Genomic DNA, 23,215 nt, shown 5'->3' on the forward strand with positions numbered 1-23,215 from the left:
CTTCGACCTGAGTTCGGCACTCACTGAAACACTATCACCCGAAACCTAGCTGGCCGCGGCCCTCACCGGAGGGTTACCCATCATCCTTGATTTCGATAAGCGCAATGGAGTCTGGCGTCGTGCGCCCACTGATACCAACAACGAAGTCAGGAAAGAAGCGATGTCCAGATGGGAGTATTAGCCTAGTAGCCCATGTCTCGTTCTCAGAATTGCGCAGCCACCATTTCACGGTGCCAGTCCGGTCTGCGTCAAGGAATGCGGCGAAATCCCGTTCCTCCTTGTTGAGGCGATCGGGGAAGATCCCATAGGCAGATTTTTCAGCCGCAGGGAGATTATCGGGTCCGAAATAGTTCTCAGGGATTGCCATCTCTGACGATGGCGATGATCGCGAGCGCACGGCGTGATGCGGCCAGCGCTAGTCCTCCGAGTCGCCGGCTTGCAACTTCTCTCGCATCGTCTTGACCAAAGCGCCCGCTGAGACAATCGTATTCACTCCAATCCCCTTCGCCAGCCTCCTCGCCCACGGCTTCTGCCTTCGCTCCGCGGCCCGATAGAGCGCCTCGCCCCTTTTCGTCAAGCGGACCAGTTTGGCGCGGCGGTGGTGGGGGTTGTCGGCGAGGGTGACGATGCCTTCTTCGACAAGTTCGTTGACGATGCGCTGCACGCCCTGGCGGTGCAGGCCCATGGAGCGGGCGAGGCGGGCGACGGGCTCGGCCGTTGGCGACAGCGCGATGGCGCCCAGCACCTGCCAGCGGGCGCTGGTCAGGCCGAGGTCGGCGACGAGGCGGTCGCCGGCCGCGACCAAGCTGCCGTTCAGGCGGAAGACTTCCAGGATCAGTTGCGTCAGCGCGTTGGTTTCGCGGTCGGACGAGGGAGCTTGCTGCATGTCAATATAATGACATATTGACAACATGTTGTCGATATGTAGAAGGAGACGCATTGTGCTTGCTGTGGAGGGAGCAATGGTGGCCGGACTGTTCGCCCTTGTCGCCGCGGCGGCGTTTGCCGGGGCCGCGTTCTATATCAATGTCGCCGAGCAGCCGGCGCGGCTTGGGCTCGACGATGCGAGCCTAGTGCGGCAATGGAAGCCGAGTTATGCGCGCGGCTTTGCGATGCAGGCGAGTCTTGCCGTCATCTCAGCGCTATCAGGATTTCTCGCGAGCTGGCAGTTGCAGGATTGGCGGTGGTCGGTTGCGGCGGTGCTGATGCTGGCGAACTGGCCCTACACGCTTTTGGTGATGCTGCCGACCAACAAGCGGATCGAGGCGTGGCCGCTTGAGCAAGCGGGTAGCGAGTCGCGTGCGCTTGTCGTCTCCTGGGGCTGGATGCATGCGGTGCGCACGGCACTGGGTCTGGCTGCAACCGCGATCTATCTGGCGCTGGCGGTCAGAGCATGATCCGGAAAAGTGGAAACCGGTTTTCCCTCGCGACAAACGCGTAGCGTTTGCGCGGAGATCATGCTCCAAATAAAACGCTACTTTCCAGCGGCCGCCTCGCGTGCGAGGCGCTCGGCTTTCAGCCGTTCGCGATTTTTGTGAAAGGCCTCTTGCGCGAGCTGATGCTCTCGCATGGCCTGCTCCGCATCGTGCCGTCGCTGGGCCTCCCTGGCCTTGCGCTGCTCCGGCGTTGGCTTCTCACGGGGTGTGTATGAATCAGACATGCAGCTTCAACGCGCGAGGCGACTAAAGGTTCCCTTCGCGTTGCGCGGCGAGGCGAATTATCCCAATTAAATCAATATGATTTGGCTCGTCCAGGCTATCAGCGGAAAATAAACCGCTTCGGTTTCACCCCAAATCACCCCTATAAATCCGCCGTTCCGCCCGGCAAGAGGGGCGGATCGCGATCGTCACGAACGCGCGGCGGGATGCGGTGGACGCGAGAGTTGGCGAACGACGAACGCCTGGCTCTTCGCGGACGGCGAAGTCGTGTGGTCCTGGCGCCCCGACGCTGGCGCTAAGTCCTTGCGGGATGGAAACATCCTTAAGGGATGACGGTGGCAAGAAAGGCCGGTCACCGGGGAGAGCGCGAAGGAAACCGTTAAAACCATTGCGCAGGGAAGGCCGGCGTTGCTCCGGTTGACCTGTGGTCCTACCCCCGTGCTTTTTGTTGCACGGGGCCCACGGGTGCAATCGGCACCCGGCCTTCCCTGCGCCCTCTCTTTCTCGAGACGGGTGAAACAGACGCAAAGCTCGGGCAGTTCGTGCCGCGAGGATGCGGACGCGTGTTTCCTCAAACTCTGTTCGTCATGCCCCGCGCGCTGACGCCTCTGGAATACTGGGTCTTCCGGTCAAGCCGGACGATGACAGTGGCGTGGCTGTTTGACAGCGGAGTGGCTGTTTGAAAATCGAATTTCAGCGCGCCTCAGCGGTTGAAGAGCTGGCGCAGCACTTCGTTCATCGCCTGGCTGTCCTGCGTGTCGCCGCTATCGCTCGGCGGCGAAGGTGGGGCGGATTGGGGCGGCGGTTCGGGCTGCTGCGGCTGCGCGGGCGGGATGCTGCGGCTCGGGCGCGGCGGCTGGGTTCCGCCGTTCAGGCCCTGCTGGATCAAATTGCCGATGGTCTCGCCGAGCTGGCCGCCGAGCAGTCCGCCACCTTGGCCGGATTGGCCGTTCGCGCTGCCGCCTTGGGCGCCGGCTCCGCTGCCCTGGCTGCCGCCGAGGAGTCCGCCGAGCGCGCCGTTCGGCCCGAACAGACCCTTGCCCATCTCGCGCAGCTTGGCATAGGCGGCCTCGGGATTGTCGAGCATGCCCTGCATCTCCGGATAGATCCGCGGGCCATTCCACGGCCCCTCGACCATCACGGGGATGCCGAGGCCGACCGGATCGGAGGTGCGGCCCTGGCCCTCGGTGGTCAGCACCAGCTTCGGCTCGACGCGGAAGCCGATCATCTTGGTGCCGAGATCGATGGTGCCGACGCCCGTCATCTTCACCAGCGGGCCGACCAGATTGAGATCGGTGGTCACCGCCTGGCCCTTGTCGATCTTGAACGAGGCCGAGAGCTGGCTCAGATCCGTCGCGAGCTGATCGCCCTCTTGCCAGCCGGAGAGCGGGCTCGTCGTCAGCGAGCGGATCATCTGCGCGACGTTGAGGCCGCGGATCGCGCCGTCCCGGAACACGGCGAAGGCCATGCCGCTCATATTTCCCATGATCGCGCGCTGGCTGTTGCCGGAGGAGCGCACCGCGATCTTCGCCTGCATCCTGCCGTCGATCTTGTCGAAATCGGCGAGGCTGCGCAGCAGCGGCAGCGCCCGCACATTGTTGAGGTCGGCGCCGAGCGCGTAGGTCGGATTGCTGGTGGTAACGTCGATGGCGAGATCGCCGTTGGCGTTGCCCTCATAGGCGCCGAGATTGGCGAGGCGCGCCTTCAACACGCCGCTCATCAGCGTCGCCTCGATCGCCGCCGGCGCGAAACGGCCGTCGCCGATGTTGAGCTCGGCCGCGGAAATCTTCGCCTGCGCGTCGACATAGTTCAGCCCGATGAGGTCGAACGTGGCACTGCTCCAGGGTTGCGCCGCCGTGCCCGCCTGGCCGCGCTCCATCGCCAGCGAGAGCTTCTGGAAGTCGAGATCGAGCTTCACCAGCGGCTTGTTGCTGGCGATATCGACCGAGGCCCAGCCGTTGAACGCGCCGTCGCCGAGCGTGCCGCTGACGCCGTTGAACATCACCACCGCGCCGTTCAGCCGCACCTCGGTTCGCGCCGACAGCGGCGCCTGCAACAGGCCGGGTGCTTCGAAGCTGATTTCGGTCGGGATGTTCTGCCGCTCGATCGGCGCCGCCGGAGCGGTCGCCTTGATCTCGAATTTCAGCGGCTGGCCGCCGCCGCGCCCATTACCGCTGATGACGATCTTGCGGTCGCTGCCGACGGCCATATCCGCGTTGATGGTCTCGATCCGGCCCTCGACGCGGTCGCGCACATTGGAGAACACGATCGTGCCGCCGGTGACGCTGACATGCTCGATGCCGAATTTGGCCTCGCCGGTGCCGGCGGCGCTGTTCCTTGCGGGCGGAGCGGGCTCGCGCACGCGCTGCAGCGGCATGGTCAGGACCGGCCGCACGATCAGGAGGTCGGTGACGTGCGGCTGGCCCGACCACAGGCTCGCCAATGTGACGTCAGCCCGGATGCTGCTCGCGGTCAGGCGGTTGTTGATCTCGCGGTCCTTCGGATCCTGCAGCACGATGTCGTTCAGCGTGATGTTGAGCGACGGCCACAGGCTGATCTTGGCGCCGCCATTGATGGCGAGCCGATAGCCGGTCTGGCGCTCGACCCGATCCCGGATTGCCGACGTCAGGAAACCGGAGGGGATGCCGATCACGGCAAGCAGCGCGATGACGACGATCACGGTTCCGATCGCGGCGCCTGCGATTTTCAGTGCTCTCATCTCGATATTCCAGACCGCGCCAACGTCACGCGAAAGTTTATCCCGGAAACAGGTTTTCGCTCAAAGCGGCCGAAAATAATCCGCCGCAGCTGCGAACTTATGTGACTTATGCCACACTTCCAGGGGGGTGGATTTTGTTAATCCGGGCCGCAACGAAAGCCGCACGGGAGGTTGTTGTGGAAGGCAGTACAATGAGCAAACAGGCCGAATTTGCGGTCATTTTGAAGATGAACCCGATGTTCGCCGATTTGGGCGCGGACGAATTGCAGCGGCTTGCGGGCCTTTGTCACACCCGGCACCTCCAGGCGGGCGAGGTGCTGTTCCAGAAGGGCGATGCCGGTGACGCCCTGTTCGCGGTGCGACGCGGCCAGATTCGCCTCGAGACCGGCGCCTCCGACGGCAGCCGGCTGACGCTCAACTTCATGAGGCCCGGTGAGCTGTTCGGCGAGGTTGCCGTCCTCGACGGCCAGGACCGCACCCTGGATGCGACCGCCGGCGAAGCAACCGAATTGTTCGTGCTGAGTCGCCAGGATTTTCACCGTTTCCTCGAGCGCGAGCCGAAGGTTGCCGTGAAGCTGATCGAGCTGCTCTGCCACCGCATCCGCTGGATGAGCGAGCGGATGCAGGAGTCGGCGCTGCAGCCCTTGCCGGTCCGCCTCGCCAAGCGGCTCTGTGCGCTGGCCTCCGACTCCGGTTCCGAAGTCCACATTTCGCAGGAACAGCTCGGCACCTGCGTCGGCGCCGCGCGCGAAAGCGTCAACCGTCAACTCCAGCTCTGGCGCAAGGACGGTATCCTGGACGTGCAGCGCGGGCGGATCCTGCTGCACGACATGCCCAAGCTGACCGCGGTGGCGAGGAACGAGTAGCGCTACTCCGCCGCGGGCGACACCATCGTGGGCGGCTGCTTGGCCGGTGGCTCGCCGTGGTGGTCGGAGGGCGGTTCCTCGTCGGCGTGCGAGACGATCAGCCGCTTGCCGAAGCGCCAGATCACGTTGCCGACGTCGTCCATCACCATGAACATCGCCGGCACGAACACCAACGACAGCACCGTCGAGAACAACAGGCCGCCGATCACGGCGAGCGCCATCGGCGAGCGGAACTCGCCGCCGGCGCCGACCGCCAGCGCGCTCGGCATCATGCCGGCAACCATCGCAACGGTCGTCATCACGATCGGGCGCGCACGCTTCATGCCGGCGTCGATCATCGCTTCCTCGCGGCGTTTGCCGGCGCGGATCGCCTCGATGGCGAATTCCACCAGCATGATCGCGTTCTTGGTCACGATGCCCATCAGCATCAGGATGCCGATCCACACCGGCGTGGTGAGCTGCTTGCCGGTGAGCAGCAGCGCGGCGATCGCGCCGCCGATCGAAAGCGGCAGCGAGAACAGGATGGTGATCGGCTGCAGGAAGGTGCCGAACAGCAACACAAGCACCGCATAGACCATCATCAGGCCGGCGGTGATCGCGGTGGCGAAGCCATCCGAAAGCTCGTTGAGGCTTTCGGCGTCACCCGACGGGCTCACCTTGACGCCCTTCGGCAGGCTTTTCATCACCGGCAGCTCATAGATCTGCTTGGTGGCATCGCCGAGCGCGGCGTTGCCGACGAGGTCGGCCGCGACGGTGGCCTGCCGCTCGCGGTCGTAGCGGTTGATGCTGGTCGGGCCCTGGTCGAGCTGGATGTCGGCGACAACGGACAGCGGCACGCCGCCGCGTTCGCCGCGCTGGCCGAGCGGCACCCGCAATTGCTGCAGCATCTGCAGGTCGCTGCGCGCGCTATCCTCGAGCTGGACGCGGATCGGCACCTGGCGGTCGCCGGCATCGAATTTCGCCAGCGCCGGGCCGACATCGCCGATGGTTGCCACGCGGATCGTCTGCGACAGGCTTTCGGTGGAGACGCCGAGCCGCGCCGCCAGTTCGGAGCGCGGGCGGATGCGCAGTTCGGGACGATCGAGCGCGGTTTCCGAGATCACATTGGCAATGATCGGAATCCGCTTCATCTGCGTCGCCAGCTCGCTTGCGACGTTGTTGACGATATTGCTGTCGACGCCGGTCACGACCAGCGAGATCGCGCGCAGGCCGTTCTCGTCGAGGAACCAGTAGCGGATGTCGGGGACGTTCTCGAGCTCATTGCCGATCGAGAGCTCGAGCTCGCGCTGGGTGATCTTGCGCTCGTTCTTTGGCGTGTAGTTGATGATGAGCGCGGCACGCCGCACTTCCTGCGTCCCCGGCGGAACCCGGCCGCCGTCGACGAATATGCTTCTCACCTCCGGCCGCTTGCGCAGGCGCGCGACGATCTCTTCCGTCACCTTTTCGGTCTGCGCAAGCTGCGAGCCCGGCGGCAGCTCCATCGCCAGCAGCGAGCGCGCGGTGTCCTGCGCCGGCAGGAATCCCTGCGGCAGCAGCTTGATGCTCCAGATCGATGCCGCGAAGACGGCAAAGCCGATCACCACTGTGATGTAATGATGCTTCACCGACCAGGTGACCAGGCTGTGATAGGTCCGCAGTATGCGGCCCGGCGGCGGCTCCTCGTGCGCCTGATGTTTGAGGAAATAGGCAGCCAGCATCGGCGTGACAAAGCGCGCTGCAAGCAGCGAGAAGAACACCTGAACCGACACCGTGATGCCGAACTGCTTAAAGAACTGGCCGGCGATACCAGACATGAAGCTTGCCGGCGCGAAGATCGCGATGATGGTGAGCGAGATCGCGATCACCGCAAGCCCGATCTCGTCCGCGGCTTCCAGCGCAGCGCGATAGGGCGATTTGCCCATGCGCATATGGCGCACGATGTTCTCGATCTCGACGATGGCGTCGTCGACCAGGATGCCGGTCGAGAGCGTGATGGCGAGGAAGCTGACGAGGTTGAGCGAGAAGCCCAAAATGTCCATCGCCCAGAACGCCGGGAAGATCGATAGCGGCAGCGAGACCGCGGCGATGATGGTGGCGCGAAGGTCGCGCAGGAACAACAGCACGATGATGACGGCGAGGATCGCGCCCTCGAACAGGGTCGAGATCGCCGCCTCATAGTTGCCCTTGGTGAATTCGACCGAAGTGTCGATCAGCTTGAGATCGACATCGGGGTAGGCGGCCTTCAGCGCATCGATCCGCTTCTGCACCGCGGCGGCGACCACCACATCGCTCGCGCCCTTGGAGCGTTTGATGCCGAGCGCGACCACCGGCTCGCCGTTGAAGCGGGCGAAGGTGCGGCGATCGGCGATGGTGTCGGTCACCGTGCCGAGATCGTCGAGCCGCACCTCGCCACCGCCGAACAGCGGGATCATGGTGCCGGCAAGCTCGTTCAGCGTCTTGGCGCCGGCGAGCGTGCGGATCGCCTGATCGTTCTTGCCGATCTCGGCGCGGCCGCCGGCGAGGTCGACATTGGTGCCGCGCAGGATCTGGCTGACATTGACGGCGGTCAGTCCCGCCGCCTGCAGCCGGTCGGGATCGAGCGAGACCAGGATCTCGCGCTCGACGCCGCCGATGCGCTCGACCTGGGCGACGCCGCGCACGCCCTGCAGCGCGCGCTTGACCACGTCGTCGACGAAATAGGAAAGCTGCTCCGGCGTCTTGCCCGGTGAAATCGCTGCATAGGTGACGATCGGCAGGCCGATGACGTCGACGCGCTGGATCAGCGGTTCGGTGACGTTTTGCGGCAGGTTGGCGCGGACGCGGGTGACGGCGTCCTTGACATCGTTCAGCGCGCGATCGGTGTTGGTCTCCAGCGCGAACTGGATCGTGGTCACCGACAGGCCGTCGGTGATCGAAGAGGAGATGTGGCGCACGCCCTCGACGCCCGAGACGCCGTCTTCGATCGTCTTGGTGACCTGCGCTTCCAGTTCCGACGGTGCTGCGCCGAACTGCGACACCGCAACCGAGATCACGGGGATATCGGCGCTCGGCAGCCGCGTGACCGCAAGCTTGGTGAAGGAGACCCAGCCCAGCACCAAAAGGATGATCGAGAAGACGATCGACGGCAGCGGGTTCCGAATCGACCAAGCCGAGATGTTCAAAGCCATTAGCGTGTCCGCGTGCGCTCGAGTTCGTCGGCGAACATGATCTTGATCTGGTCGCCGTCATGCAGCGAGGTGCCAGCGTCGGCGACGACGATTTCGCCGACGTCGAGGCCCTCAAGGATTTCCGTTGAGGTGTCCGAGGTCAGCCCGACCCGCACTTTCCGTGTCTCGATCGTGTTGCCCTTGACGACCTGCAACGTAAGGCGGTCGATCGCGGTGCGCGGAACGGCGACGCCGCAAGAGCGCTTGGCGTCGATATTGGCGCGGGCGAACATGCCGACCTTCAGCGAAGGATTGTTGGTAAGGGATATCCGGACACGGCCGAGCTGGGTGTTGCGGTCGATCTGCGGCGAGATCTGCCGTACCTTGCCGACCATGTCGGGCGCATCGTCGCGGCTGATCCGCACGGTCGCGCCCGGATTGAGCTTCAAGAGGTGAATGCTCGGCACCTCGGCTTCCAGCTCGATTTCGTTGTTGATCGCGATGCGGAACATCGGTCCGGCCTGCGGCGAGGCGGGGGCGCCCACGGCGGTCCGCACCTCGGTGACCAGGCCCGCGGCCGGCGCGCGCAAGGAAAGCGATGCTGCGCGTCCGCCGCCCTGGGCTGCCTGCTGTTGTTGTTGCTGCGGCGGCGGGGTCAGCCGCGCCAGTTCCTGGTTCTCGGTCACGGTGTCGCCCTCGCGGACCAGGACATCGCTGACCTTGGAGCCCTCGTGATCGACGCCAACCTGCGCTTCGCGCCGCGGCACGATATGGCCGGTGACGCGCACCATGTCGGAGAAGCAAGCATTGGTGGCTTTGGTGACGACGACGAGGGCCTGGCCCGGCGTGTCCTTCTCTTCCGGACGCGGCCGGTGCTCGAACCAGTAGTAGCCGGCGCCGAGTGCGACGACGAAGACTGTTCCGAGCACAGGCTTTAGGTATTCGGAGAATTTCATCGCCGGATCGATCCAGACCTGAAGTTTAGATGAAGCGGAACGCTTCGAATTGTTTTCAGTCTTATTGCTAAAACAAATGCGTCTCGCAGGGGGTGCGAGACGCATATTACCCTTAAAATAGCACGTGGCGCTACGCCGTTTACCCGGACGGGATTACTTGGACGCGGTTGCCTTGTTTTCCATGTTCACGACCTGCACACGGCGGTTCGCTTCCGCCAGCGGCTGGCTCGGATCCTTCAGCTTGCTCTTGCCGTAGCCGACGGTGACGAGATCGGAACCGTTGACGCCATATTTGTCGACGAGATAGCGCTTGATCGCCTCGGCGCGGCGCTCGGAGAGGTCCTGGTTGAAGGCCTCGCTGCCGGCGGCGTCGGTGTGGCCGGCTACGACGAAGGTCGAGCCCTTCAGGTCGGCATTGGTCAGAGCGCGGCCCAAGGCCTGCACGGAGGGCAGCGACTTGGCGTTGATCTGCGCCGAATTGTAATCGAAGTTGATCTCCAGATCGATCTTGGGCTTGTCCTTGACGATGGTCGCGATCTCCTCGCGCTCGGCCGACGACAGCGAGCGGGTGGAGCGGCCGCGGATCGTCTGCACGAACTTGTCCTCCGCGGCGTTTGCGGCTGGCTCGACCTTCGGCCCGATCGACAGGCCGCGGGTCAATGGCTTCTTCTCCGGCGTCAGCGCCCTCAGGATCTGCTCTTCGGTGACGTTGTCGCCGGCCCGGGCGGCCACCATGCCAAGGGCAAGCGTGGCGCCGATCGTCGCAACCGAAAGCATCGCAGCAAGATTCTTCTTCGCGGTGATCTCGAACATTGTCAGCCCCCGTTGCGCCGTGCGCGCGATTTCAAATCGATTAGCCAAATCACTGCCGGTGCTCGGTCCCGGCCCATCTTAAATTCTTAGTCTCGCACATCCCGTCCGAGGTTCGAGGCCGGACGGAACCAGCTATCCAAATTATCGTCACTGCACGCCATAATCGGCGAATTCCTTGACGATATTCGGGTCCATCGCCTTGGCGTTGGTGATGTCCAGATCCCCTTCCGCGACCGAGCCGTTGCGCTTTTTGGCAAGCCCGCGTCCGTAGAGAGATGACGTTAACCTGGGATTGAGCTTCAGCGCCGCATCGAAATCGGCAATGGCGTTCTTGGTCTGCCCGCTCTTCAGATTCAAAAGGCCGCGGCTGTCGAGCGCGTCGACGAAATTCGGCCGCAGCCGCAGCGCCTCGTTGCAATCCTTCAGCGCAGCCTGCAGGTCGCCGATGACGGTGCGGGCCCAGCAGCGGTTGTTGTAGGCTTCGACATCCTTGGGGTTTAATCGAAGCGAGTTGTCGAAGTCCTTGATCGCGAGCTCGTAGGCGCCCTTGCTGGCATAGACCTGACCGCGGCGGTAAAGAGCTGCTGCATCATCCGGATTGTCGTTGAGCCGTGCCGTCAGGGTCTTGATGGTCGGATCATCGGCCAGCGTGTCGGCCTGCTTCGGGGCGGGTGGCGTCGACGGTGTGGCGACGTCCGCCGGCCGCGGCATCGGCGGCGGTGGTAACGGCAACTGCTCGGACGGAGGCGGCGCCGTGGTGGTCTGCACCGGAGGCGCGGGCGGCGGCGACGGCGGGGCAGGTGGGGCCGGCGGGGCGACCGCCGACTGAGCCGGCGGTGGCGGCGGAGGTTCGGGCGGCGGCGGGCTAAGCGGCCGCGCCGCTGAACCTGGAACGAAAGAGAAATCTTCCGCGAGCGAAGACGAGATCCACGGCACCTGCTCGCTGCGCGAGGCGCGGGTGACACCGACACGGGTGCGATTCAGCGTCTCCTCGGCCATCAGGTCGGGGGTGCGGATCTCCTTGAGCAATTCCCGCACGAACAGGCTGTGGTCGCTGCCATTGTCCGAGATCACGGACGACAGCGCCGCCGAATACATCACCAGCGTTCCGTTCGGCGCGATCACCGGCGCAAGGCCGGCTGAAAAGCTGCGGAATCGGCGCTCGAACGGGTTGCGCCTGGAAGCATCGATCAGCGCGATCTTGACGCCGGCGCCGCGGCTGTTGATCTCGCCGAGCACCGTCTCGAGGCTGAAACCGTCGCGGCGGACGTCGGCCTCGCTCCAGATCTGGGCATCGATCGGGATCATATAGCTCTGGCGGCTGGACTGGATACCATAGCCCGAGAAGAACAAGAGGACGACCGAGCCCGGCTTGATCTTGCCGTAGAGTCGCTCGAAGGCGTGCCGCATTTGTTCGCCGGTTAGATTTTCCCCGATGTCGACGCTGAAGCCGTCGCGCTTGAGCTCGTCGGCGACGTCGCGCGCGTCATTGATCGGCTCCTTCAGCGGCGCATCCGCGTCCGGATATTTGGCGTTGCCGATCACCAGGGCAAAGCGGTCGCCCGCAGCGAAAGAGGGTGCGGTCGAGGCGACGGCAAAAATCAATGTGAGGAGTAAAGCAAAGCAGATGTGCATAATCGCCGCAGTCTAGCCAAAAAGACGCCGATCCCGGTCTGCGCCGCGGCGACCTTACTTCACGCAATCGGCATTATCAAACCGCGCCCATGGGCCGTCAACCACTTGCGCCGTCGTCGTTAATTGCGACAATTAAGCGCGAAGAAGCGGCTTCCGGCAGGGAATGAAGCGCGGTTGTTCCGGTGGCAGCGCTGGTTCCGTCGACAACGCCGCGGACCGCAATGCGACACCCCTCACCCTGACGCCCTCTCACATTGGCTCGCACGGTCCTGTCATGCAGCCGCAGCAGGCCTGCAGGATTTGACCTTTGCGGATGACAATGGCTTGCTTGTCGCGCAAGCGGCCACTCGACCAAGAAAAGCGACGCCAATGGGAAACGCCTACGAGATCTATGCTCTGCGCTATGCGACGATGTCGCCGCGCACCCCGAACATGAACTTTCTTGCGCCCGATCCGCATGAGACCGCGGCGCAGGCCCTCGATTACTTCGTCTGGCTCGTTCGGGGAGCGGGCCGCGACATTCTGGTCGATACCGGCTTCAATGCCGAGGAGGCCGAGCTGCGCGCCCGCAAGCTGACTCTCAATCCGGTCGATGCGCTGGATCGCTTTGGCGTTTCGGCGGCATCGATTCGGGACGTGATCGTCACCCACTTGCATTACGACCACGCCGGCAATCTCGATCGCTTCCCGAACGCTCGCTTCCATTTGCAGGAACGCGAGATGAGCTACGCGACCGGACGGTGCATGTGCAACGGCATGCTGCGGCACCCGTTCTCGATCGAGCATGTGACGCTGATGGTTCGCCACGTGTATGGCGAGCGCGTCACGTTCCACTCCGGAGATGGCGAGGTCGCGCCTGGAATCACCGTGCACCGTGTCGGCGGCCATTCAGATGGGCTACAGGTGGTGCGGGTCGAGACCGCGCGCGGCCCCGTGGTGCTGGCATCCGATGCCGCGCATTACTACGCCAATCTGCACAAGCGCAGTCCGTTTCCGATCGTCTACAATATCGGCGACATGGCGATCGGCTGGGAAACCGTCGAGCGGCTCGCCGGACATCCCGATCGTTTCATCCCCGGGCATGATCCAATCGTCGCCGAGATCTATCCGCGCGCGAGCGACAAGGTCGATGCGTATGCGCTGCATCTCGCGCCCTCGCGCTCGTTTGCGAAGTAGGTGTTGCTGGCGCCTTGCGCGTCATTACGAAGCACATCAGCCGCCCCTCATCCTGAGAAGCCTGCGCAGCAGGCGTCTCGAAGGATGAGGCCACCGGCCGGGCCTCATGGTTCGAGACGCCGCTTTGCGGCTCCTCACCATGAGGGTCTCACAACGGTACGTCCTAGAGCATGATGAGATCAGGTCGAATTGGCGCCACGTCGGAGGTGCCTTACCTCTCCCCGACGGGGAGAGGTCGGATCGCATCGTGAGATGCGATCGGGGTGAGGGGGATGAGCTCCATCGAGGAACCGTAACCGCTCACCCGGCGCTGCGCGCCGACCTCTCCCTATGGGAGAGGTGGACAACGCGGTCACGCCGATTCAACCAAATGACATCATGCTCTAATACGTTTCCTTCGCGTCCGCCTCTTCGCTGGTCTGCACCAGCTCAAGGCCGTGCTCGATCTTGCCGAGCAGTTTTCCGAGTTGCCGCCGCTCCTGCGCCGACAGGCATGAGAAAATCTCCTGCTCCCTTCGGAGCAGGCGCGGGATCAGTTCCTCGTACAGCGCCTTGCCTTTGCGGGTGAGCTGCAGGCGGAATTCGCGGCGGTCGTCGGCATTCTCGACGCGCTCGATGATCTGCCGTTCCATCAGCGTGGTGACGGCGCGGCTGATGGTCGACTTATGTGTCCGCGTGCAATCGGCGATGTATTGCGCGCTGCAGGCTTCGCGGCGGAAGCCGAGCGTCGCCAGCACGCGCCATGAGGGGATGTCGAGCCCGTAGCGCGCCTGATACTCGGCGGAAAGCGCCGAGCTCACCTCCGCCGCCAATCGGTTCAGGCGGAACGGCATGAAGTGGAAGAGGTCGAGCCTTTTCTTGGCCGCCGCGTCCTCCTGCGGCGCGACCGAGTCGGGTTCGGATCGCGTCGCCGCCATGTCGTCGCTCGAAACCGATTTCGTCAAAATGCCTCCGAGGGGGAGTTGACGGCAGTGCCGTCAGGGGGTTTAAGATCGTTGCAAGTGAGACTAATTTAACAGCGCTACGAGGAAGCGGCAAGGTGTAAGCGGATGGCCCAGCCCAAGATGCAGGCCGAGACCCAGTTCGGCTATCAGAGGCATCCCGACCAGGATCGGGTCGCAGTCGATGCTGCTGAATATCCCGTCGTCGTGGTCGGCGCCGGCCCTGTGGGATTGTCGCTCGCAATCGATCTCGCCCAGCGCGGGCAACCTGTGGTGCTGCTCGACGACGCCGACCGGATTGGCGAAGGCTCACGCGCGATCTGCTTCTCGAAACGCTCGCTGGAATTCTGGGACAGGCTTGGCGTCGGCGCCCGCATGGTCGAGAAGGGCGTGGTGTGGAGCGTCGGTAAGATTTTCCATGGCGCCTCCCAGCTCTATCAGTTCAACCTGTTGCCGGAGGACGGTCACAAGCGGCCGGCCTTCATCAACCTGCAGCAATTCTATGCCGAGGCCTATCTGGTCGATCGCGTGCGCGAGTTACCGGCGATCGACCTGCGCTGGCGCAACAAGGTGGTTGCGCTGGAAAGCCGCAACGATGGCGTGGCGCTGACGATCGAGACGCCGGAGGGCGCCTACAGGATTCGGGCTTCCTTCGTGATCGCCTGCGACGGTGCACGCTCGTCGCTGCGCAAAATGGTCGGCGCGGAATTTTCCGGCCAGGTGTTCGAGGACCAGTTCCTGATCGCCGACGTCAAGATGACGGCGGCGTTCCCGACCGAGCGCTGGTTCTGGTTCGACCCGCCGTTCCATGCCGGGCGCTCGGCGCTGTTGCACAAGCAGCCGGACGATGTCTGGCGGATCGATCTGCAGCTCCATCCAGATGCAGACCCGATGCATGAAAGGAAGCCGGAAAATGTCCGGCCGCGGATCGCACGCATGCTCGGCCACGACAAGTTCGATTTCGAGTGGATCTCGCTCTACAAATTCCAGTGCCGGCGAATGGACAAGTTCATCCACGGCCGCGTGATCTTTGCCGGCGACGCCGCGCACCAGGTCTCGCCGTTTGGCGCGCGCGGCGCCAATTCCGGGCTCGAGGACGCCGAGAATCTGTCGTGGAAACTCGACCGCGTGCTGCGCGGGATTTCGCCGGAGCAGCTGCTCGAGAGCTATCACATCGAGCGCAGCGCCGCGGCGGATGAGAACATCCGCGAATCCACCCGCTCGACCGATTTCATGGCGCCTGCCTCGCGGCAGGAGGCGCGGCTGCGCCAGGCGGTGCTGGCATTGGCGAAGGAGACCGAGTTCGGCAAGCGCATGGTCAATGGTGGACGGCTGTCGGTGCCGTCGGTTTACGACACGCCGCTGTCGACGCCGGATGGTGACGCATGGTGCGGCGGGCCACGGCCGGGCTCGTCCATGCCGGATGCGCCGATTGCTGGACGCAGCGGCAATCCGCAGTTCCTGACCGAGGCGTTTATCGGCGCGGGAACGGGGTTCACGCTGCTGGAGTTTGGTAATGGCGCCGCGGTGGATGTGCCGGATGGCGTAAATACGATCCGCATCGGTGGCGACGATGGTTTCGCCGATGCCACCGGTCTCGTCGGCAAGCGGTACGATGCCGAACCCGGCACCGCCTATCTGCTGCGGCCCGATGGCTATATCGCCGCACGCTTCCGTCGCCCGACGCAGCCGCTGTTAGAGGCGGCGCTGGCGCGGGCGACGGGATTCAATTGAGGTTGCCATGGCGCTGTCGACCAGCTTGAACTTCGCAAAACCGGACGATGCCTTCCGTGCCGTCGTCGAGGCACATCGCGGCCTGACGGAGGCGCAGAGCGCCGATCTCGATGCCGCGCTGGTGCTCGTGCTCGCCAACCATATCGGCGACATCGACGTGCTGCGCGAAGCGATCGCGCTCGCCAAGCGGCGGATGCTGGACGCGAGCCAGCAGCAGCAACAACAGCAGCAACAATAACGAGGACACCCAATGGCAAAAGGCTTTGCGTCCACCACGGATCTTGCGGAGAAGAAGATCACCTTCTCCGAGATCGGCAGCGATCTCTACGCCTTCACCGCCGAGGGCGATCCGAACACTGCCGTGATCGTTGGCGACGACGGCTGCCTCGTGTTCGACGCGCAGGCAACGCCGGCGATGGCGAACAAGGTGATCGAGCGCGTGCGCACCGTGACCGACAAGCCGATCAAATATGTCGTGCTGTCGCATTACCATGCGGTGCGCGTGCTGGGGGCTTCCGCCTACAAGGCGCAAGCCATTGTCGCCTCGCAGGAGACCTACCGCCTGATCGAGGAGCGCGGCCAGCAGGATTGGGATTCGGAGTATGGCCGCTTCCCGCGCCTGTTCCAGGACGCCCAGAGCATTCCGGGCCTGACCTGGCCGACGCTCACCTTCGAGGGCGAGATGTCGATCTATCTCGGCAAGCGCGAAGTGCGGCTGATGCAGCTTGGCGCCGGCCACACATCCGGCGACATCGTCGCCTGGGTGCCGGACGCCGAGGTGATGTTCTCCGGAGATCTCATCGAATATCACTCGGCCTGCTATTGCGGCGATGCGCATTTGCGCGAATGGCCGATGACGCTGAACGAGATCCGCGCCTTCAATCCCAAGGCGATCGCGCCCGGTCGTGGCGATGCGTTGAAAGGCCTTGCCACTGGGCGCGAGGCGATCGCGATGACGCGTGATTTCGTCACGACGCTCTACGGCGCAGCCGAGGCCTCCGTGGCGAAAGGGCGCACGCTGAAGGAGACGATGGCGGCGACGCGCGAGGTGATGGATCCGAAATTCTCGAGCTTCGCGATCTACGAGCATTGCCTGCCGTTCAACGTCTCGCGCGCCTATGACGAAGCGTCCGGGATCGATGATCCCGTGATCTGGACCGACAAGCGCGACCGCGAAATGTGGGCCGCCCTGCAAGGAGGAGGATGACCATGAACATCAACACCTCGCCTGATGTGATCGCCAAGAGCTCCGCGCAAATCACGCCGGGCTACATGTCCGGCTTCGGCAACAGCTTTGAGACCGAGGCCTTGCCCGGCGCGCTGCCGGTCGGGCGCAACTCGCCGCAGCGCTGCGCCTATGGGCTCTATGCCGAGCAGCTCTCCGGCTCGCCTTTCACCGCGCCGCGCGGCGCCAATGAGCGCTCCTGGCTCTATCGGATTCGGCCGTCCGTGAAACACTCCGGCCGGTTTGAGAAAGCCGATGCCGGGCTGTGGCGCACCGCGCCCTGCCACGAATACGAGATGCCGATCGAGCAGCTCCGCTGGAATCCGGCGCCGATGCCGTCGCAGGAACAGACGTTCCTGCAGGGCGTGCAGACCATGACCACGGCCGGCGACGCCAACACGCAAGCCGGCATGGCGGCGCATGTCTATCTGATCACCAAATCGATGGTGGACCAGCATTTCTACAATGCCGACGGCGAGATGATGTTCGTGCTGCAGCAGGGCAATCTTCGCCTCGTCACCGAGTTCGGCCGCATCGATGCCGAGCCCGGCGAGATCGTGGTGATCCCGCGCGGCGTGAAATTCCGCGTCGAGATCCCGAACGGCCCCGCGCGCGGCTATCTCTGCGAGAATTACGGCGGCGCCTTCACGCTGCCGGAGCGTGGCCCGATCGGCGCCAATTGCCTGGCCAACTCGCGCGACTTCCTGACGCCTGTCGCCAGTTATGAGGACAAGGACACGCCGACCGAGCTCTATGTGAAATGGGGCGGCTCGCTTTGGAAGACGACGCTGCCGCATTCGCCGATCGATGTGGTCGCCTGGCACGGCAATTACGCGCCGTACAAATACGATCTGCGCACCTTCTCGCCGGTCGGCGCCATCGCGTTCGATCATCCCGATCCCTCGATCTTCACGGTCCTGACCTCGCCGTCGGAGACCGCGGGCACCGCGAATATCGATTTCGTCATCTTCCCGGAGCGCTGGATGGTGGCGGAGAACACGTTTCGGCCGCCGTGGTATCACATGAACATCATGTCGGAGTTCATGGGCCTGATCTACGGCGTCTACGACGCCAAGCCGCAGGGCTTCGTCCCCGGCGGCATCTCGCTGCACAACTGCATGCTGCCGCACGGCCCCGACCGCGAGGCGTTCGATCACGCCAGCAACGGCGAGTTGAAGCCGGTGAAGCTCACGGGCACCATGGCCTTCATGTTCGAAACCCGCTTCCCGCAGCGCGTCACCGAATTCGCGGCGAAGTCGGCGACGCTGCAGGACGACTACGCCGATTGCTGGAAGGGACTGGAGAAGCGGTTCGATCCGGGCAGGCCATAGTGTAAGCTCTCCGTCATTCCGGGGCGCGCGCAGCGCGAGCCCGGAATCCATCTGTCCACCCGTGTCTGTGGCCGAATGGATTCCGGGCCTGCGCCTTCCGGCGCATCCCGGAATGACGAGTGGAGAATGCGTCACAAATATCCGGCAGGAAACCATGTCCCATCCCAACGACCCAAAACTCCGCTCCTTCATCGACGTCGATCCCGCGTCCGATTTCCCGATCCAGAATCTGCCCTACGGCGTGTTCTCGGCCAAGGACGGCCTGGCTCCGCGCATCGGCGTTGCGATCGGCGATTACGTGCTCGATCTCTGGCAGCTCGCGCAGGACTGCCGCATCGATGTGGTCGAACCCGCGGTATTCGCCGCGTCCTCGCTCAACCCGTTCATGGCTCTTGGTCCAAAGGTCTGGTCGCGCACCCGCGCGCGGATCAGTGAACTCTTGCGCCACGACCATCCCGAGCTGCGCGACAATGAGCGCCTGCGCCAGCGTGCGTTGGTGCCGATGGCCGACGTGAAGCTGCACCTGCCGATCACGGTCGCCGGCTACACCGACTTCTATTCGTCCAAGGAGCACGCCACCAACGTCGGCATCATGTTCCGCGGCAAGGACAACGCATTGCAGCCGAACTGGCTGCACATGCCGATCGCCTACAACGGCCGCGCCTCGACCGTCGTCGTGAGCGGCACGAAAGTGCGCCGGCCGCGCGGCCAATTGAAGCCGCCAAATGTGGAGGTGCCGAGCTTCGGTCCTTGCAAGCGGCTCGATTTCGAACTCGAGATGGGCGCCGTCGTCGGCCAGCCGTCAACGATGGGCGAGATGCTGAGCGAGCAACAGGCCGAAGAGATGATCTTCGGTTTCGTCATTCTGAACGATTGGAGCGCGCGGGACATCCAGCAATGGGAGTATGTTCCGCTCGGTCCGTTCCAGGCCAAGGCGTTCGCGACCTCGATCAGCCCATGGGTGGTGACGCGCGAGGCGCTGGAGCCGTTCCGCCTGCAAGGGCCGATACAGGAGCCCGCGCCCTTACCGTATCTGCGCCAGACGCAGCCGAACAATTATGATCTCACGCTCGACGTAGGCCTGCGTGCGGCCGGGATGAACGAGCCGACGCGGATCTGCCGCACCAATTTCAAATACATGTACTGGTCGTCGGTGCAGCAATTGCTGCACCACGCCTCCTCTGGCTGCGCCATGAATATCGGCGACCTCTTGGGGAGTGGCACCATCTCCGGGCCAGAGAAGGACCAGCGCGGCAGCCTGCTCGAGATAAGCTGGAATGGCACTGAGCCCGTCGAACTTGCAGGCGGCATCAAGCGCTCCTTCCTCGAAGACGGCGATTCGCTCGTCATGCGCGGCTGGTGCCAGGGTGACGTCTATCGCGTCGGCTTCGGTGAGGTCGAGGGCACGATCGTGGCGGCGGAATAGCCATACGCCGTCATTGCGAGGAGCGAAGCGACGAAGCAATCCATCTCTCCTCGTGTGGAGGCATGGATTGCTTCGCTTCGCTCGCAATGACGGAGAGGATTCACCGCTGTTCCGACGGAATGTGGCGCAGTCGTGCCGAATGCGCCGCAACATCCTCCAGACTGTATTTCAGATGCACCCGCTTCTCCAACGGCGTTTGCTTGACCACGCACACGCCGGCGCGCCATTCCTGCAAAGGCCTGATCGGCCGCGGCGCGAAGCCGCCGCCGCAGTTCGGGCAGACGTTGAACAGTTTGTGCTCCACGCAATCCGCGCAGAAGGTGCATTCATAGGAGCAGATCATCGCCTCCGTCGCGTTCGGCGGCAGATCCTTGTCGCAATATTCGCAGTTCGGTCGCAGTTGCAGCGCCATGGTCGTTTCTCAGGCTGAAGCGGGACGGATCATCGCAAACTAGGCCCGCAATTCGAATGACGGAATTCCCTCGATTTGCGCCATGTTACGTGCCTAATGCCTTCAACGGCAATTTCGCGCTCTCCTTGAGCCGGTCCAGCACGATCGAAGAGCGCACATGGGCGACGCTCTGGTGCGGCATCAGCACATTGTTGACGATGTCGGACAGGCTCTTGAGGTCGCGCAGCACGGCCTTCAAGAGATAGTCGGCGTCTCCGGTCAGCGAATAGGCGTCCTGGATCGCATCGACGCGGTTGACGAGCTCCCGGAATTTCTTCGCGTTGTCGGGCGAGTGCGTCGCCAGCGTGATCTGGATGAAGGCGATCAGCTCGAAGCCGAGTGCCTCGCCGGCGAGGTCGGCGTGATAGCCCGAGATCACTTTCTCCTCTTCCAGTCGCATCCGTCGCCGCGAGCATTGCGAGGCCGATAATCCGATGAGATCGGCGAGCTGTTGATTGGTCAGCCGGCCGTCGTCCTGCAATGCGGCAAGGATCTTGAGATCGAAGGTGTCCAACTGGATCATGCGCCATTTGCCGTTACGATGCACAAATTGTGCATGAGACTAGCCCATCGCGCGCCATTTTGCATGCACCTTGCGGCCAGGTCGGCGGAGATTCCGTCAACCAAAGTAGGGAGAATCGCCAATGGGTCCATTTCCGCACGATGCGCCGCCGGCCGAAATCAGCGCCGACAATCCGATGGGCACGGATGGTTTCGAGTTCGTCGAATACGCCCATCCGCATCCGGAAGAGCTGCACCGCCTGTTCAAGCTGATGGGCTATGTGGCGGTCGCCCGCCACAAGAGGAAGAAGATTACGGTCTATCGCCAGGGCGACATCAACTATCTCGTCAATGAGGAGCCTGATACCCACGGCCATGACTTCGTCGCCGCGCATGGGCCGTGCGCGCCGTCGATGGCGTTCCGCGTGGTCGATGCCAGGCGTGCCTATGAGCGCGCGTTGTCGCTCGGCGCGGAGCCGGCCGACAATGCCGCGCAGAAGACGCTCGATGTTCCCGCGATCAAGGGCATCGGCGGCAGCCTGCTCTATCTGGTCGATCGCTATGGCGCGAAGGGCTCGGCCTATGATCTCGAGTTCGAATGGCTCGGCGAGAAGAACCCGCGGCCTGAGGGCTCGGGGCTCTATTACATCGACCACCTCACCCATAACGTCCATCGCGGCCGCATGGATGTCTGGACCGGCTTCTACGCCAGACTGTTCAATTTCCGCCAGATCCGCTTCTTCGATATCGAGGGCCGCGCCTCGGGCCTGTTCTCGCGCGCCCTGACCAGTCCGGACGGCAAGATCCGGATTCCGATCAACGAGGATGCCGGCGATTCCGGACAGATCGAGGAATATCTCAACCTCTATCGCGGCGAGGGCATCCAGCACATCGCGTGCGGCGCGCGCGATATCCACCAGACCATCGAGACGCTGCGCGCGGCCGGGCTGCCGTTCATGCCGTCACCGCCTGACACCTATTTCGAGAAGATCGACCAGCGCCTGTCCGGGCATGGCGAGGATGTCGCGCGGCTGCAGCAGAACGGCATCCTGATCGACGGCGAGGGCGTGGTCGATGGCGGCCAGACCAAGGTGCTGCTGCAGATATTCTCGGCCAATGCGATCGGACCGATCTTCTTCGAATTCATCCAGCGCAAGGGCGACGACGGATTCGGCGAGGGCAACTTCAAGGCCCTGTTCGAATCGATCGAGGAAGACCAGATCCGCCGCGGCGTGCTGAAGGTGGACCACGCAGCGTAAGGCTGCCGCTGCCGTAGGGTGGGCAAAGCGCAGCGTGCCCACCTCTTCTTGCGCTGCTCTTGATGGCGGGCAGGCTGCGCTTTGCCCACCCTACGCCGAGCGGATAGAGGCGGCGGCTATCGCTTCCACGCGCTCAGCACATCGCCAAGCTCCGCTGTCACCGGCTCCCTGATCGCCGACGGTGTCCGCGAGAAGCGCGGCGCGGGCGCCGGCTGCGTGACGCCATGGCGTTCGACGAACACCTTTCGCGCGGCCATGTGCGGATGGTTCGGGGCTTCCGCCATGGTCAGGATCGGCGCGAAGCAGATGTCGGTGCCTTCCATGATCTTGCACCACTCCTCGCGCGTCTTGCTCTTGAATATCTCGGTGAGCTTGTCTTTCAGCGCGGGCCAGGCCTTGCGGTCCATCTGGGCGTCGAACTCGGCGTCCGTGAGGCCGGCGTGCTTGCGCAATAGCGCGTAGAATTGCGGCTCGATCGAACCGATCGAAACGAAGTGGCCGCAGGCGCATTCGTAGACGCCGTAGAAATGCGCGCCGCCGTCGAGCATATTCTGGTCGCGTCCCTCCACCCAGCGGCCGCTTGCGGCCAGGTCAAAGAACATCGACATCAGCGACGCCGCGCCGTCGCACATCGCGGTATCGACCACCTGGCCCTTGCCGGATTTCGATGCTTCCAGGAGCGCGGCTAGCACGCCGACCACGAGATAGAGCGCGCCGCCGCCGAAATCGCCGACGAGGTTGAGCGGCGGCACCGGCTTCTCTTTGGTGCCGATCGCGGCCAGCGCGCCGGTGATCGAGATGTAGTTGATGTCGTGACCGGCGGCGTTCGCGAGCGGGCCCTCCTGACCCCAGCCGGTCATGCGGCCGTAGACCAGCTTCGGGTTACGCGCAAGCACGACGTCGGGACCGAGGCCAAGCCGCGCCATCACACCGGGACGAAAGCCCTCGATCAGCGCATCGGCATTGGCGAGGAGATCGAGCACCTGCGCGACCGCCGCCTTGTCCTTGAGGTCGAGCTCGACGACCTTGCGCCCGCGCGTGGAAACGCCCTTGAGATTTTTGCCGGCGCCGAGGCGGTCGAGGGTGATGACCTCGGCGCCCATATCTGCCAGCATCATGCAGGCGAATGGGCCGGGGCCGATGCCCGCGAATTCGACGATGCGGGTGCCGGCGAGCGGGCCGGAGGCGCGGACAGCGGATTGAGGGGCGGGTTTATCGAGCACGTTTCCATCCGTGTTTTAATTAGGCGATTAGCTAAATTGTCGGGCGATATGCCCGGCCTTGCAAGTGCTTTTTCCGAAGGCCTTGATCGAAAGTGGAACGGCGCGCATCACTGCGCGCCGTTGTCACAGGCGGAGGTAGGATGCTCCGGATCAGCCCGCCGCCGTCACCGCGCGCT

The 23,215-nt window shown here is 63.8% G+C and carries 20 protein-coding genes; 9 read left to right on the top strand and 11 right to left on the bottom strand.

What is annotated here, in order from left to right; genetic code table 11:
• Positions 1-415 precede the first annotated feature (415 nt).
• Complete coding sequence (locus tag AC5ZG1_RS40840) at positions 416-940, bottom strand: MarR family winged helix-turn-helix transcriptional regulator (RefSeq protein WP_496136244.1); 525 nt, start codon at positions 938-940, stop codon at positions 416-418.
• A 25-nt stretch (positions 941-965) separates the two neighbouring features.
• On the opposite strand from AC5ZG1_RS40840, the gene AC5ZG1_RS40845 reads away from it, so the two are divergent.
• Complete coding sequence (locus AC5ZG1_RS40845; RefSeq protein WP_496136253.1) at positions 966-1,397, top strand: anthrone oxygenase family protein; 432 nt, start codon at positions 966-968, stop codon at positions 1,395-1,397.
• 77 nt (positions 1,398-1,474) lie between these two features.
• On the opposite strand, the gene AC5ZG1_RS40850 is transcribed toward AC5ZG1_RS40845, so the two are convergent.
• Positions 1,475-1,660, bottom strand: a complete 186-nt coding sequence (locus AC5ZG1_RS40850) for a hypothetical protein (RefSeq protein ID WP_080663593.1) — start codon at positions 1,658-1,660, stop codon at positions 1,475-1,477.
• 701 nt (positions 1,661-2,361) lie between these two features.
• Positions 2,362-4,377 (bottom strand): AsmA family protein, encoded by a 2,016-nt coding sequence (locus AC5ZG1_RS40855; RefSeq protein WP_496136245.1) that lies wholly within the window; start codon positions 4,375-4,377, stop codon positions 2,362-2,364.
• 191 nt (positions 4,378-4,568) lie between these two features.
• Between AC5ZG1_RS40855 and AC5ZG1_RS40860 the strand changes: the two genes are divergently transcribed.
• The gene (locus AC5ZG1_RS40860) at positions 4,569-5,243 is read left to right on the top strand and encodes a Crp/Fnr family transcriptional regulator (protein WP_028162360.1); all 675 of its coding nucleotides are present in this window, start codon (positions 4,569-4,571) and stop codon (positions 5,241-5,243) included.
• Positions 5,244-5,245: 2 nt separating this feature from the next.
• Here AC5ZG1_RS40860 and AC5ZG1_RS40865 read toward each other — a convergent pair whose 3' ends face one another.
• From AC5ZG1_RS40865 to AC5ZG1_RS40880, 4 genes are all read right to left on the bottom strand, one after another.
• Positions 5,246-8,389 carry an efflux RND transporter permease subunit gene (locus AC5ZG1_RS40865; protein ID WP_130230264.1) on the bottom strand — a complete coding sequence of 1,048 codons (3,144 nt, stop codon included), beginning with the start codon at positions 8,387-8,389 and terminating at the stop codon, positions 5,246-5,248.
• Complete coding sequence (locus AC5ZG1_RS40870) at positions 8,389-9,324, bottom strand: efflux RND transporter periplasmic adaptor subunit (RefSeq protein ID WP_130230266.1); 936 nt, start codon at positions 9,322-9,324, stop codon at positions 8,389-8,391. Before AC5ZG1_RS40870 ends, AC5ZG1_RS40865 begins: the two co-directional genes overlap by 1 nt.
• A 153-nt stretch (positions 9,325-9,477) precedes the next feature.
• Positions 9,478-10,137 (bottom strand): OmpA family protein, encoded by a 660-nt coding sequence (locus AC5ZG1_RS40875; RefSeq protein ID WP_456644064.1) that lies wholly within the window; start codon positions 10,135-10,137, stop codon positions 9,478-9,480.
• Positions 10,138-10,284: 147 nt separating this feature from the next.
• The gene (locus tag AC5ZG1_RS40880; protein ID WP_496136246.1) at positions 10,285-11,772 is read right to left on the bottom strand and encodes a caspase family protein; all 1,488 of its coding nucleotides are present in this window, start codon (positions 11,770-11,772) and stop codon (positions 10,285-10,287) included.
• Between the two features lie 369 nt (positions 11,773-12,141).
• Between AC5ZG1_RS40880 and AC5ZG1_RS40885 the strand changes: the two genes are divergently transcribed.
• Complete coding sequence (locus tag AC5ZG1_RS40885; protein ID WP_463327072.1) at positions 12,142-12,948, top strand: N-acyl homoserine lactonase family protein; 807 nt, start codon at positions 12,142-12,144, stop codon at positions 12,946-12,948.
• 383 nt (positions 12,949-13,331) lie between these two features.
• Here the strand turns inward: AC5ZG1_RS40885 and AC5ZG1_RS40890 are convergent, their stop codons facing one another.
• Positions 13,332-13,865 (bottom strand): MarR family winged helix-turn-helix transcriptional regulator, encoded by a 534-nt coding sequence (locus AC5ZG1_RS40890; RefSeq protein WP_028162354.1) that lies wholly within the window; start codon positions 13,863-13,865, stop codon positions 13,332-13,334.
• A gap of 132 nt (positions 13,866-13,997) precedes the next feature.
• Between AC5ZG1_RS40890 and AC5ZG1_RS40895 the strand changes: the two genes are divergently transcribed.
• The 5 genes from AC5ZG1_RS40895 (at position 13,998) to fahA (ending at position 19,605) form a co-directional block, all read left to right on the top strand.
• A complete protein-coding gene (locus AC5ZG1_RS40895) occupies positions 13,998-15,623 on the top strand; it encodes an FAD-dependent oxidoreductase (protein WP_496136247.1) in 1,626 nt (541 codons plus the stop codon).
• Between the two features lie 7 nt (positions 15,624-15,630).
• Positions 15,631-15,861: a DUF2783 domain-containing protein gene (locus AC5ZG1_RS40900; protein ID WP_496136248.1), complete on the top strand. Its 231-nt coding sequence runs from the start codon at positions 15,631-15,633 to the stop codon at positions 15,859-15,861.
• 12 nt (positions 15,862-15,873) lie between these two features.
• A complete protein-coding gene (locus AC5ZG1_RS40905; protein WP_496136249.1) occupies positions 15,874-16,830 on the top strand; it encodes an MBL fold metallo-hydrolase in 957 nt (318 codons plus the stop codon).
• A 2-nt stretch (positions 16,831-16,832) separates the two neighbouring features.
• The gene (gene hmgA, locus AC5ZG1_RS40910) at positions 16,833-18,179 is read left to right on the top strand and encodes a homogentisate 1,2-dioxygenase (protein WP_165435476.1); all 1,347 of its coding nucleotides are present in this window, start codon (positions 16,833-16,835) and stop codon (positions 18,177-18,179) included.
• 154 nt (positions 18,180-18,333) lie between these two features.
• On the top strand, positions 18,334-19,605 hold the full coding sequence (gene fahA, locus AC5ZG1_RS40915) for a fumarylacetoacetase (RefSeq protein WP_496136250.1): 1,272 nt from the start codon (positions 18,334-18,336) through the stop codon (positions 19,603-19,605).
• Between the two features lie 100 nt (positions 19,606-19,705).
• Here the strand turns inward: fahA and AC5ZG1_RS40920 are convergent, their stop codons facing one another.
• Positions 19,706-20,017 (bottom strand): DUF1272 domain-containing protein, encoded by a 312-nt coding sequence (locus AC5ZG1_RS40920; protein ID WP_456644056.1) that lies wholly within the window; start codon positions 20,015-20,017, stop codon positions 19,706-19,708.
• Between the two features lie 85 nt (positions 20,018-20,102).
• Positions 20,103-20,579, bottom strand: a complete 477-nt coding sequence (locus AC5ZG1_RS40925) for an Lrp/AsnC family transcriptional regulator (RefSeq protein ID WP_028162347.1) — start codon at positions 20,577-20,579, stop codon at positions 20,103-20,105.
• A 121-nt stretch (positions 20,580-20,700) separates the two neighbouring features.
• Here AC5ZG1_RS40925 and hppD point away from each other — a divergent pair, with 121 nt between their 5' ends.
• Positions 20,701-21,816, top strand: a complete 1,116-nt coding sequence (gene hppD, locus AC5ZG1_RS40930; RefSeq protein WP_496136251.1) for a 4-hydroxyphenylpyruvate dioxygenase — start codon at positions 20,701-20,703, stop codon at positions 21,814-21,816.
• A gap of 116 nt (positions 21,817-21,932) precedes the next feature.
• Here hppD and AC5ZG1_RS40935 read toward each other — a convergent pair whose 3' ends face one another.
• Positions 21,933-23,039 carry a CaiB/BaiF CoA transferase family protein gene (locus AC5ZG1_RS40935; protein WP_496136252.1) on the bottom strand — a complete coding sequence of 369 codons (1,107 nt, stop codon included), beginning with the start codon at positions 23,037-23,039 and terminating at the stop codon, positions 21,933-21,935.
• Between the last annotated feature and the right edge of the window lie 176 nt (positions 23,040-23,215).

Source organism: Bradyrhizobium sp. Leo78 (assembly GCF_059512425.1).